This window comes from Streptomyces sp. NPDC101194, from assembly GCF_044767885.1.
In the GTDB taxonomy this organism is placed as follows: Bacteria; Actinomycetota; Actinomycetes; order Streptomycetales; family Streptomycetaceae; genus Streptomyces.
In genome coordinates this window covers 252,219-263,656 of the sequence record NZ_JBIWOS010000001.1, presented here as the reverse complement: position 1 = coordinate 263,656, position 11,438 = coordinate 252,219, and the positions used below count along the sequence as shown (strand labels likewise).

Sequence of the window (11,438 nt, the reverse complement as noted above, 5' to 3'; positions counted from 1 at the left end):
ACCACATGGCACAACCCGAGCGGAACGAGCAGCAGCGGCTGCGCCCCGCGCCCCTGCTCTTCGAGCCGTCGGCGGCGGTCGCCGATCCCGAGCACTTCTTCGACCTGGAGTCGATGGACGATCCGCAGGAGCTGCTGGCCCGCGCCACCGAGCTGACCCTGGCGTTCCGCGCCGCGACCGACCGGGCGGTCGAGTTCCAGGCGGTCGCGGCCGCCCAGCTCGCCGATCCGCGCCGGTTCGACCGGCTGACGACTGCGGACATCGCGCAGCGCGCGGAGTGGACCGAGGACTACGCCAAGAAGATGGTGGAGTTCGGCCGGAGCCTGCTGGGCGGGTCCACACCCTGACCTCCGCCCCCGGGCCCGGCCCTGACCGCGGGTACCACCAGTGGCATATGCCCGCGGGCAAGATACTCCTCCGCACCCTCATGTGTCCCAATTTCCGGCAACTCTCGGAATCCGCTTGATCACGCCCGGTAGACATGCCTGCATGAGCGCATGGCTGCCAGACGAATCGACCCTGCACACCGGCGACACCCCCCGGCACTGCCCTGACGTCTTCGCCCTGCTGCGGGACCGGGCCGCGAACCAGACGGCCCAGGTGACGGCGGCCGGCGCCGCCTGGCTCGCCGGCGCCACGGCCTATCCGCGCAGCACGCTGGCCCAGTGGGAGGCCCACCCCACCGCCCCGGGGGTACTGCCGTGCGGATCGGCCTTCGATGTGGTGAACGTGCCCACGCTCTTCGGCCGTCGGATGCTGGAACACCTGTGGTCCGACGGACCCGGCTCCGGGCCCGTCGCCACGCATCGTGGACGGATGCTGCTCTTCGCCTCCCCCGGTACCGCCCAGCGGCTGCCGTCGCTGCTCGACTGGGAGGAGTGGGGCGGCGGACTCGAACCGCGGGCCGCCGCGGACCCGCGGGAACAGGACGGCGACGAGGCCAAGGTCCCGCCGCTGCTCTGCCACGGCACCGGGGACGCGGTGACCGTCCCGCCCCTGACCTGCACGGCCGCCACCCCGGGGCCCCGTTGGGTGGTCGCCCCCGACACCCGCGGCCCCTGGCTGCCGGGTCCGGACGTACTGCTCTGGGCCTGCGTACGGGTCACCAGGTCGACGCCCTCGTCGGCGGCCCGGAATTCGATTTTTCCTCCCGCCGATCAGGGTGCTAATGTCTACGACGTCAGCAGGCGCCGCTAGCTCAGTTGGTTAGAGCAGCTGACTCTTAATCAGCGGGTCCGGGGTTCGAGTCCCTGGCGGCGCACAGACGGAAGAAGCCCCCTCGCGGAAGCGAGGGGGCTTCTTCGTGATCACGGAAACCTATGTTCCCGTGGTGATCCGGACCGTCCAGGCGCCCGACGGCGTCCGGTCGGCGACTTCGATCCTGGCGTGCGCGCCGGGGATGCTGTACGTCTCACCGACCTGCAGCGGGGCGTCGGCGAGCGGGGCGTAGACGGACCGGTCCCAGCAGGCGTCGGTGGTGGGGTGGGTGTCGAGGACCTCGACCGGTCCGCCGCCGGACGGGATCGCGTTCCGCACCCGGTAGAGCAGGACACCTTCGGTGCAGGTCGTCCGGTCGTTGCCGGTGGCGCCCCGCGCCTCGATGGCCACGGCGCCGCCCTCACCGGTCCTGATCACCGCGAGCCGGGTACCGAGGGAGCCGCCGGGCGCGGGTGCGGCGGCGATCGGCTCCAGGGTGATGTCCCGGCTGCGCTGGACACAGACCACCTGTCTGCGATCCAGCCAGCCCAGCTTCCACTTGTGCCAGCCGAAGAGGTCCGGTGCGAGACCGAACTGGCTGCCCATCACGTCCCAGTCACCGACATAGGTGTCCCAGTCGCCCTTGCCGTCGGACGGCCGGTGGTAGAGGTCCGGCAGGTCGAAGACGTGGCCGGTCTCATGGGCCAGCACGTTGTGGTCCGGCGGGTGCTGCTCGAAGACGGTGACGAGACGCCGGATCTCCACGCCGTCCGCGTGCAACGGCTGCTGGAAGTTGACGACCTTGGTGGCGTCGGAGTCGACCCCCGGGGCGTCCGGGTCGGCGACCAGATAGACGATGTCGTACCGGGAGAAATCGACCTTCGGATCGGCCGTCGCGATGGCATCGCGCAGATAGGCACTGCGCCTCTCGCTGTTCCAGTCACGCTGTATGCCGTACCAGTCGGAGGCCTTGGGCATCTGGATCCACTGCTTCAGCGGGTGCGGGCGCAGGGTGAACTTCCCGTACGAGGCGCGCTGGAAGAACTGGGTGGTGGCGGGGAAGTGGTCGGCGGTGAGCTCCTTCGGGGTGACGGTGGGACGGTGGTCGGGAAAGGACAGGAAGATCATGACCGCGTCGAGGGAGCGGACGGGACGGGGGTAGGCGTCGTTCCAGTCCCCCAGGCCGAGCGAATGGTGCGCCTCGGTACGGGGCAGTGCGCACGGGCCGGCTTCGCCGGTGGCCGCCACGGCCGGCCCGGCGACGAGGGAGGTGGCCGCGAGGGCCAGGAGAGAGGTCACGGCCGCGGCCACGCCGCGCAGGCTCGGCCTCTCCACTCCCCCGGTCCTGTGCTGACGCGGCACATCTACCTCCGGGTGCGGACTGCGCTCACGCACCCACCCTGTGACGGTTTAAGGCTTCCGTCCTGTTGAGCTGCCCCAGTCGAGTCAGCAGTCGGCCACGACGTTCACCCTCACGGACAGTCACAATCAATCACCGGAAGATCGTGAAAGAACGGAACCACTCAGGAACGACCAGCCCTGGGCAATCCAGATCAGCTCGGGACTGACCCATGCGGGGCGAACCCGGGGCGTGGAGGGGGCGGGCGCTGGAACGGCCGACGTGCCAACCTCTATGCTTCACCAGGCTTTCCCGCGTGGATCCCGCCCCCGAGAGCGGCGTTCCGCGCGGTGGGCCAGTCCGGCCACACCTGTTCAGGACAGAACTGCACGGCGGGAGCGAACGGTGAGCGGAACCTCCGAAGGGCCGAGGCCCGCGGCGGGCACACACCCCCACTCCGCAGGACCGTCGGTCACGGAGTGTCACACTTTGTGGCCCCCTGCCGGGGCCCAGCGATCCGAGCAGTACGGCTACCGGGCCGCCTTCCGGGCCGCCACGCTCCCGATGGCCGTCGTCGACCACGAGGGCCTCGTCGTCGCCGCCAATGACGCTCTCGGCGGGCTCCTCGGCAACTCGGCCGCGGCACTGACCGCGCAGTCGGCGGCCGATCTGCTCGACCTCGTCGCGGACGGCCGCACCTGGCGCGCGTACCGCGAGGTGCTGCACGGGCGGCGCTCGCGGTTCCGTTGCACCCGCAGGCTCAAGCACCCCGACGGGCGCTCGATGTGGGCCGAGATCACCGTCGTACCGATGCCCGAACCGGAGGCCGGCCGGGCCGGTGGCCCCGGATCCGGCCGGGTGCTCCTCTCCGTCGCGGACGTCAGCGACCGGCGTGAGCTGCAGAAGCGGCTGCGCCACCTCCAGATGCACGACCCGGTGACCCGGCTGCCCAACCGGACGCTGTTCTTCGAGCGGCTCTCGGCCGTCCTGGAGACCCCCCGGCACCAGGACGGCCGGGACGACGGCACCACGCGGCACGGCCGGATCGGGCTCTGCTACCTCGATCTGGACGGGTTCAAGGCCGTCAACGACACGATGGGCCACCGGGTCGGCGACCGACTGCTCGCCGCCGTCGCCGCACGGCTCACCGACTGCGCGACCCAGCACGGCCCGCACCGGCGCGGTGCTCATCTCGTGGCACGCCTGGGCGGCGACGAGTTCGCCGTCCTGGTCGAGGACTCCGCCGGTACGCAGCAGCTCACCGACCTGGCCCGCGCGGTCCTGGCGGCGCTGGAGAAGCCCTTCGACCTGGCCGGGCAGCGACTCTCCGTCTCCGCCTCGATCGGGGTGGTGGAACGGGCCGTGGCCGGCACCTCGGCGACCGGGCTGATGCAGGCCGCCGACACCACGCTGTACTGGGCGAAGGCGGACGGCAAGTCACGCTGGACGGTCTTCGACCCGGAGCGCAACGCCCACCGGATGACCCGGCAGACGCTCTCCTCCAATCTGCGGCCCGCCGTCGAGAGGGGCGAGTTCACCATCGAGTACCAGCCGCTGGTCGGGATGGCCGACGGAGTCGTACGCGGTGTGGAGGCGCTGGTCCGCTGGAACCACCCGCAGTTCGGCATGCTCTCACCGAATCGGTTCGTCGCCATCGCCGAGGAGGACGGCTCGATCGTCCAGCTCGGCCGGTGGGTGCTGCGGTCCGCCTGCCGCCAGGCCCGGCGCTGGCAGCTCGATCACCCCACCGAGCCACCGCTGTTCATCAGCGTCAATGTCGCTGTGCGGCAGGTCTGGGACTCCGACCTGGTCACCGATGTCGCGGAGATCCTCGCCGAGACGGGCCTCGATCCCGGACTGCTGCAGCTGGAGCTGACCGAGTCGGCGGTGATGGGCTCGGCGGGGCGTCCGCTCCAGGCCCTCCAGTCGCTCAGCGACATGGGCGTACGCATCGCCATCGACGACTTCGGGACCGGCTACTCGAACCTCGCCAATCTGAGCCGGCTGCCGGTCTCCGTGCTGAAGCTCGACGGTTCGTTCGTGCGCGGCTTCCGCTACGAGGACGGCGCCCACCCGAGCCCGGCCGACGAGACGATCGTCGAGGCGATGGTGCACCTGGCGCACCGCCTCGGCCTGACCGTCACCGCGGAGTGCGTGGAGACGGCGGGGCAGGCCGAACGACTGCGCCGGATCGGGTGCGACACCGGACAGGGCTGGCTGTACTCACGGGCGGTGGCCCCGGAACGGATCGCCGAGCTGATCGGCGGCGGGCTGAAGGTCTGAACCCCGGTGGTCCGGCCCTCCGCCGGGGGCCGGACCACCGGTTTGCCGGGTCAGGCCGTCGGCAGCCCGTACGCGTCCGCGATGAGCTCGTAGCTGCGCAGCCGGGCCTCGCCGCCGTGGGCGTTCGCGGTGATCATCAGCTCGTCGGCGCCGGTGCGCTTGGCCAGGTCGTCGAGGCCCGTGCGGACCTCGTCCGCCGTGCCGTGGACGATGTTGACCAGCCAGCTGTCGACGAACTCCTGCTCCATGGGGCTGAAGGCGTACGCCTCCGCCTCCTCGGGTGTCGGGACCAGGCCGGGTCGGCCGGTGCGCAGGCGGACCATGGACAGGGCTCCGGAGAGCACCTGGCGGCGGGCCTCGCGGGCGTCGTCGGCGGCCAGCGCCGATACGCCGATCAGGGCGTACGGGGCGTCGAGCACCGCGGACGGCCGGAACGACTCCCGGTACAGATCGAGGGCCGGCACCGTGTTCTGCGCCGAGAAGTGGTGGGCGAAGGCGAACGGCAGGCCGAGCACACCGGCCAGCCGGGCGCTGAAGCCGGAGGAGCCGAGCAGCCAGATCGGCGGACGGGCCGCGGACTGGACGCCGCCCTCGGCCGTGGCCTGGACCGGTCCGGGGACCGCGTGGATACGGGAGTAGGGGTGGCCGTCGGGGAAGTCGTCGTCCAGGAACCGGGTCAGTTCGGCGAGCTGCTGCGGGAAGTCGTCGGCGCCCTCGTTGAGGCGGTCCGACCGGCGCAGCGCGGCCGCCGTGGCGCCGTCGGTGCCGGGGGCGCGGCCGAGGCCGAGGTCGATGCGGCCCGGCGCCATGGCCTCAAGGGTGCCGAACTGCTCGGCGATGACGAGCGGTGCGTGGTTCGGCAGCATCACGCCGCCCGAGCCGAGCCTGATGCGCTCGGTGCGGGCGGCGAGATGGGCCAGGATCACGGCCGGCGAGGAGGAGGCGACGCCGGGCATGGAGTGGTGTTCGGCCACCCAGTAGCGGTGGAATCCCCGGCGCTCGGCGAGCTGCGCGATGTCCACGCTCGTGCGCAGCGCCTGGGTGGCGGTGCGGCCCTGGCCCACGGTCACCAGGTCCAGCACGGAGAGCGGAACGGTGGCCGTTCCCTCCGTCTTGCCACGGATCTCGTCGCCTCGAATCTCGTCCACGTCCTGGCCTCTCCGGTGATGCGCCTACGTCCGGCTCGTACGTCCGCAAGAGCCCAACAGGAGGTGGTCTCCGTTTATTCCCGGACCGCCGGCCTCCCCGGCTCACCGGCCGGAGTGGGCCTGCCTCCCGGACCATCCCTTCCTTCCGCTGCGCGCGCGCTCCCGGCCGGCACCCCAGGTGGCCACCGGGGCCGGGGGCGCCTCGCGCTCGGCGAAGATCCTGCCGAGCCTCGGGGACCAGGCCCGGCGGTCCGCCAGCCGCAGCCCCTCCCGCACCGACACCTGGTTCCCGGTGAGGACCGGCTTGCCGAGCAGCCTCTCCAGTTCCGTCACGTGCGCGACGGTGTGCAGGGCGGTGTCGGGCAGCAGCATCACCTCCGCCTCCGGCCGGTCCGCGGCCGTGACGAGGTCCTTCAACCGGTCGAGGTCCCAGGCGGCGGCCTCGGCGGCGGAGGCGAGACCGGCGGAGCGGGTGGCGGTCACCTCGATGCCCGCGGAGTGCAGGAAGGCGGCGAACAGCGCGGCGACGGGCTCGGGGTAGGTCGCGGCGACCGCCACACGGGCGGCGTCCAGCTCCCGTACCGCGTGGACGAAGGCGAAGGAGGTGCTGGACGCGGGCACCCCCGCCGCCCTGGCCAGGGCGGCGGTCTGTTCATGGGCGCCCTCCCAGCCGTACAGGAAGCTGCCGCTGCTGCTCACCCAGACGACTGACTCGACGCCGGCGCGCTGCAGCTCCGTCACCCCGGCGGCCAGACGTTCGGGCGTACCGGTCCGCATCAGCGCGTCGGTCCCGTAGTCGTCCTCGTCGACGTCGGTGTGGTTCACGACCAGCCTGACGGCGTCGAGCAGGATCTCCATCCGCGGGAAGTCGTCCTCCGCGAAGTGGCCCGGGTAGAGAAAACCGAGGGTCGTCATGTCCACCCCTTCTGTTCCTGCGGGTGCCTGGACGGGGCGGGAGCGGCGCACGCACGCGTGAGCGTTTTCGCCCGTCCCTCCCAGTATTCCCCCATCCGTCGTCGCTCCCCCGGTGAGCTGTTGACGAAGAGGGGCGCGGCTGCGAGCGTGGTCAATCCGCACATCCCAGAGGCAGCGGAGCGACCGTCCCCCATGTCAGAGCCCACCCTGCTCGTCCTGGACACCGACCCGTCGCCGCGTCTCGGCCGGCTGACCGGCAGGGCCGACATCCGGTACACGGACGAGGCCGGACTCGCCGCGCAGCTTCCGGCGGCCGACGTGCTGCTGGTGTGGGACTTCACCTCCGACGCGGTACGGGCCGCCTGGCCCGGCGACGGGCCGCGCCCGGCATGGGTGCACACGGCGAGCGCGGGCGTGGACCGGCTGCTCTGCCCGGAGCTGGCCGCGTCCGACACGGTGGTGACCAACGCGCGGGGCATCTTCGAGCGGCCGATCGCCGAGTACGTGACGGGCCTGGTGCTGGCCTTCGCCAAGGACCTCCCCCGCACGCTGGAGCTCCAGCAGCGGCGGCTGTGGCGTCACAGGGAGAGCGTCCAGGTCGCGGGCAGCCGTGCGGTGGTCGTCGGCGCGGGCCCCGTCGGAAGGGAGATCACCAGGATGCTGATCACCCTCGGGGTCCAGGTGGCCCTCGTGGGACGCAGGGCGCGGCGCACCATCCACGGGGTGGCGGAGCTGGACCGGCTGGCTTCCATGGCCGATTGGGTGATCTGCGCGGCGCCGCTGACGGAGTCGACCCGTTCCATGTTCGACGCGCGGTTCTTCGGGCTGATGCAGCCCTCGGCCCGCTTCATCAACGTGGGGCGCGGACCGTTGGTCGTGGAGGACGATCTGGCCGCCGCGCTGCGCAAGCGCTGGATCGCGGGTGCGGCGCTCGACGTGTTCGAGCGCGAGCCGCTGGAACCGCGCAGCCCGCTCTGGGACGTGCCGGATCTGATCGTGTCGCCGCACATGAGCGGCGACACGGCGGGCTGGCGGGACCGGCTGGGCGAGCAGTTCGTGGAGATGTACGAACTCTGGGCGGCGGGTGAGCCGTTGCCGAACGTGGTGGACAAGCAGCGCGGGTACGTCCCCGTGCGGGACCGGAACGAGTGACCTCAACCGGACCGGTCCGTCGCCCGTTTCACCCTTCCGCGACGGACATCTCCCCATGACGGATCGTCATGGACCTTTCCCGGCCGGGCCGTACGCGCTGCGCGGCGGCCGTCGCACGCCGCCCGCGAACGGACACGGGAAGGTCACCTTCCGGCCACCGTTCGATCACAGGCGGCGTCTTCCTGCATAGACGCACGGGATCGGGCAGGCGCTCCCCCTGTCCGGACTGTTCGCCCGCTCCAGGAGATCACGAACCATGGCTGACTTCCCCAACCTGTCCCGCCGGGGCTTCCTCAACCGATCGGCAGCCGTGGGTGGCCTGATCGTCGTCCCCGGTCTCCTCTCCGCATGCAGTAAGACGGACGCCGGTTCGGCGGACGGTGCGGGGGCGCTCGACAAGCTCCGCAAGCAGGGCTTCGTCCGTGTCGCGTACGCCAATGAGGCCCCGTACGGCTATCTGGAGGGCAAGCAGCTCAAGGGCGAGGCACCCACCCTGCACCGGGAGATCTTCAAGGCGCTCGGCGTCGACGAGCTGAAGCCCACCCTCTCCGAGTGGGACGGTCTGATCCCCGGACTTCAGGCGGGCAAGTACGACGTGGTCAGCGCCGGCATGGCGATCACACCGGAGCGCTGCGCCAACGCCCTCTTCTCCGAGCCCGAGTTCATCTCGCCCACCGCGCTGATGGTGAAGAAGGGCAACCCCGCGAAGGTCACCGACCTGGCGTCGGCGAAGGCCGCCGGGATCACCGTGGGCGTGATGTCGGGCGCCGTCGAGGGCGCGTACGCCGAGGGCGCCGGCATCGCCAAGGACAGGATCAAGTCGCTGCAGAAGCCGCAGGACGGCGCGGACGCCGTCAAGGGCGGCCGGATCGACGCGTTCCTGCTCACCGGCATCTCGCTGCGCTGGCTGGCGAAGACGAATCCCGACACCGAGGTCACCGAACCCTTCCTGCCCGAGCTCGACGGCAAGAAGCAGTACAGCCCCGGCGGCGCCGTCTTCCGCAAGGGCAACGAGGACCTGCGGGACGCCTTCAACCGCGAGCTGAAGAAGATCGTCTCGGACAGTTCGCGCTATGTGGGCCTGCTCCGGGACTACGGCTTCGGGGCCACCGAGCTCCCGCCGGCCACGTTGAAGACGGCCGATCTGTGCAAGGGCTGACGGGGACGGACCGCACCGCATGAGTGATTTCTTCACCGCCTTCTTCGACGATCTGCCGCAGTTGCGCTCGGGCTTGTGGGTGACGCTCGAAGCCACCGTCCTGGGCGCGCTGGCCGCCCTGCTCCTGTCGTTCGTCCTCGGTCTGATGTCGGTCGGCCGGCTGACGGTGCTGCGCGGCGTGTCCCGCGTGGTCGTGGAGTTCTTCCGCGGCACCTCGCTCTACATCCAGCTGTTCTGGCTCTACTACGCGATGCCGACGCTGACGGGGTACGAGCTGACGCCGCTGCTCTGCGGTGTCGTCGCGTTCGGTCTCAACTACGGCGCGTACGGGGCCGAGGTGGTGCGGGGGGCGATCAACTCCGTACCGCGGGCCCAGTACGAGGCGGCCGTCGCGCTGAACATGACGCCGTCGCGCCGGATGTGGAAGGTGATCCTTCCGCAGGCCTGGGTGCAGATGATCCCGTCCTTCACCAATCTGCTGATCCAGTTGCTCAAGTGCACCCCGCTGCTGTGGCTGATCTCCGCGGCCGACCTGATGACCGTGGTCCAGCAGCTGCGCGACCGCACCGGTGAGACGCTCACCGCGTACCTGACCCTGCTGGTCGTCTACTTCGTCCTGGCCTACGCGCTGACCCTGCTCATGAACCTGCTGGAGCGGAGCGCCAAGCGGCGGCTCGGCCTGGCGACCGGCGCGGGCTCGCTGCTGCGCAGCCGCAGCGCCGCGGAAGCCGCCGCGTCGGCGACCGGAGGTGCCCGGTGAACGGCTTCGACTGGAACGCCGCCGGGGACGCCCTTCCCCTGCTCCTGCGAGGTTTCGAGGTCACGCTGCTCGCGACGGTGCTCGGCACGCTCGTCGCCGCGGTCCTCGGGCTCGCCATCGCGGTCGCCGGACGAGCCCCGAGCCGGTTCGTGACGGTACCGGTGCGGGTCGTGATGGAGTTCATCCGGTCCACCCCGCTGCTCGTCCAACTGGTCGGGGCAGCGGCCCTGTTCACCTCGGTGGAGCCGCTGGTGACCGGCATCGCGGTGCTGGGTGTCCACTACGCCACGTACACCTCCGAGGTGTACCGCGCGGGGATCGACGGCGTGCCGAAGGGCCAGTGGGAGGCCTGCCGGGCGCTCTCGCTCGGCCCCCGGCGGACCTGGCAGGCCGTGATCCTGCCGCAGGCGGTGCGCAAGGTGCTGCCCGCCCTCGGCAACTACGCGATCGCGATGTTCAAGGAGACCCCGTTCCTCGCCGTGATCACGGTGCAGGAAATGGTCTTCGAGGCGCGGAAGTACGGCGCCGACCACTTCGCGTACACCGAGGCATTCACGCTCGCCGGGCTGGTCTTCCTGGTCGCGAGCTACCCCACCTCGCTGCTGATGAGAAAGCTGGAGAAGCGCCTTGGCCACTGAACCCCTCCCCCTGCAGAAGACGGCGGCCCCGGTCCCGGAGGACGCCGCACCGGTCTCCGCCGCGCCGGGGACCGGCCATCCGCTGGTCCGCTTCGACCACGTCGTGAAGCGGTACGGGGACCATGTCGTCCTCGACGGCCTGGACTTCTCGGTGCGACGCGGCGAGCACGTCACCCTGATCGGGCCCAGCGGCTCGGGCAAGACCACCATCCTGCGTCTGCTGATGACCCTGGAGAAGGTCAGCGACGGGGTCATCTGGGTGGACGGCGCACCGCTGTCCCACGTCCAGGCGCCCGACGGATCGCTGAGGCCGGCGACGGAGAAGCACCTGCGCGAGGCCCGGAAGAAGATCGGCATGGTCTTCCAGCAGTTCAACCTCTTCCCCAACATGAAGGTGCTGCAGAACATCACCGAGGCCCCGGTCAGCGTGCTGGGCCTGGACCGCGACGAGGCGGAGGCGCGCGCCCGCGAGCTGCTCGATCTGGTGGGGCTCTCGGGAAAGATCGACGCGCACCCCTCCCAGCTCTCGGGCGGACAGCAGCAGCGGGTGGCGATCGCCCGCGCGCTGGCGATGCGGCCGGAGATCCTGCTGCTGGACGAGGTGACGTCCGCGCTCGACCCGGAGCTGGTGGCCGGCGTGCTGGAGCTGCTGAGCGACATCGCCAGGAACACCGACATCACCATGCTCTGCGTGACCCACGAGATGAACTTCGCCCGGGACGTCTCGGAGACGGTACTGATGTTCGACGCCGGACGCGTGATCGAGTCGGGTCCGCCGGAAAAAATCTTCACCGATCCTGCGCACGAACGTACGCGCGAATTCCTGGCCGCAGTGCTGTGACCTCGT

The 11,438-nt window shown here is 70.9% G+C and carries 11 protein-coding genes and 1 tRNA gene; 9 read left to right on the top strand and 3 right to left on the bottom strand.

What is annotated here, in order from left to right; genetic code table 11:
* The first annotated feature begins 5 nt into the window (after window positions 1–5).
* The 3 genes from ACIRP2_RS01215 to ACIRP2_RS01205 all read left to right on the top strand — a co-directional run bounded on the left by ACIRP2_RS01215 (window position 6) and on the right by ACIRP2_RS01205 (window position 1,261).
* The gene (locus ACIRP2_RS01215; protein WP_404245294.1) at window positions 6–347 is read left to right on the top strand and encodes a hypothetical protein; all 342 of its coding nucleotides are present in this window, start codon (window positions 6–8) and stop codon (window positions 345–347) included.
* 142 nt (window positions 348–489) lie between these two features.
* On the top strand, window positions 490–1,197 hold the full coding sequence (locus tag ACIRP2_RS01210; protein ID WP_404245292.1) for a bifunctional DNA primase/polymerase: 708 nt from the start codon (window positions 490–492) through the stop codon (window positions 1,195–1,197).
* Window positions 1,188–1,261, top strand: a tRNA-Lys gene (locus ACIRP2_RS01205). Before ACIRP2_RS01210 ends, ACIRP2_RS01205 begins: the two co-directional genes overlap by 10 nt.
* Window positions 1,262–1,317: 56 nt before the next feature.
* Here the strand turns inward: ACIRP2_RS01205 and ACIRP2_RS01200 are convergent.
* The gene (locus ACIRP2_RS01200; protein WP_404245290.1) at window positions 1,318–2,532 is read right to left on the bottom strand and encodes a M6 family metalloprotease domain-containing protein; all 1,215 of its coding nucleotides are present in this window, start codon (window positions 2,530–2,532) and stop codon (window positions 1,318–1,320) included.
* Between the two features lie 409 nt (window positions 2,533–2,941).
* On the opposite strand from ACIRP2_RS01200, the gene ACIRP2_RS01195 reads away from it, so the two are divergent.
* Window positions 2,942–4,819, top strand: a complete 1,878-nt coding sequence (locus tag ACIRP2_RS01195) for a putative bifunctional diguanylate cyclase/phosphodiesterase (RefSeq protein WP_404245288.1) — start codon at window positions 2,942–2,944, stop codon at window positions 4,817–4,819.
* Window positions 4,820–4,869: 50 nt separating this feature from the next.
* Here ACIRP2_RS01195 and ACIRP2_RS01190 read toward each other — a convergent pair whose 3' ends face one another.
* On the bottom strand, window positions 4,870–5,967 hold the full coding sequence (locus ACIRP2_RS01190) for an LLM class flavin-dependent oxidoreductase (RefSeq protein WP_404245286.1): 1,098 nt from the start codon (window positions 5,965–5,967) through the stop codon (window positions 4,870–4,872).
* Between the two features lie 102 nt (window positions 5,968–6,069).
* Complete coding sequence (locus tag ACIRP2_RS01185; protein ID WP_404245284.1) at window positions 6,070–6,882, bottom strand: decarboxylase; 813 nt, start codon at window positions 6,880–6,882, stop codon at window positions 6,070–6,072.
* A 192-nt stretch (window positions 6,883–7,074) separates the two neighbouring features.
* Between ACIRP2_RS01185 and ACIRP2_RS01180 the strand changes: the two genes are divergently transcribed.
* The 5 genes from ACIRP2_RS01180 (at window position 7,075) to ehuA (ending at window position 11,432) form a co-directional block, all read left to right on the top strand.
* A complete protein-coding gene (locus ACIRP2_RS01180; protein WP_404245282.1) occupies window positions 7,075–8,034 on the top strand; it encodes a D-2-hydroxyacid dehydrogenase in 960 nt (319 codons plus the stop codon).
* Window positions 8,035–8,290: 256 nt separating this feature from the next.
* Window positions 8,291–9,193, top strand: coding sequence for an ectoine/hydroxyectoine ABC transporter substrate-binding protein EhuB (gene ehuB / locus ACIRP2_RS01175; protein WP_404245280.1), 903 nt, complete (start codon window positions 8,291–8,293; stop codon window positions 9,191–9,193).
* Between the two features lie 19 nt (window positions 9,194–9,212).
* Window positions 9,213–9,953 (top strand): ectoine/hydroxyectoine ABC transporter permease subunit EhuC, encoded by a 741-nt coding sequence (gene ehuC / locus ACIRP2_RS01170; RefSeq protein WP_404245278.1) that lies wholly within the window; start codon window positions 9,213–9,215, stop codon window positions 9,951–9,953.
* Window positions 9,950–10,591, top strand: a complete 642-nt coding sequence (ehuD, locus tag ACIRP2_RS01165) for an ectoine/hydroxyectoine ABC transporter permease subunit EhuD (protein WP_404245276.1) — start codon at window positions 9,950–9,952, stop codon at window positions 10,589–10,591. Before ehuC ends, ehuD begins: the two co-directional genes overlap by 4 nt.
* Window positions 10,581–11,432 (top strand): ectoine/hydroxyectoine ABC transporter ATP-binding protein EhuA, encoded by an 852-nt coding sequence (gene ehuA, locus ACIRP2_RS01160; RefSeq protein ID WP_404245274.1) that lies wholly within the window; start codon window positions 10,581–10,583, stop codon window positions 11,430–11,432. The genes ehuD and ehuA overlap by 11 nt, the downstream gene beginning before the upstream one ends.
* The last annotated feature ends 6 nt before the right edge of the window (window positions 11,433–11,438 follow it).

What these genes read in the sequence shown, in the direction of transcription:
- ACIRP2_RS01210 (WP_404245292.1), top strand. Translation starts at nt 490, where the DNA reads ATGAGCGCATGGCTGCCAGACGAATCGACCCTGCACACCGGCGACACC.
- ehuC (WP_404245278.1), top strand. Translation starts at nt 9,213, where the DNA reads ATGAGTGATTTCTTCACCGCCTTCTTCGACGATCTGCCGCAGTTGCGC.
- ACIRP2_RS01215 (WP_404245294.1), top strand. Translation starts at nt 6, where the DNA reads ATGGCACAACCCGAGCGGAACGAGCAGCAGCGGCTGCGCCCCGCGCCC.
- ACIRP2_RS01185 (WP_404245284.1), bottom strand. Translation starts at nt 6,882, where the DNA reads ATGACGACCCTCGGTTTTCTCTACCCGGGCCACTTCGCGGAGGACGAC.
- ACIRP2_RS01180 (WP_404245282.1), top strand. Translation starts at nt 7,075, where the DNA reads ATGTCAGAGCCCACCCTGCTCGTCCTGGACACCGACCCGTCGCCGCGT.
- ehuB (WP_404245280.1), top strand. Translation starts at nt 8,291, where the DNA reads ATGGCTGACTTCCCCAACCTGTCCCGCCGGGGCTTCCTCAACCGATCG.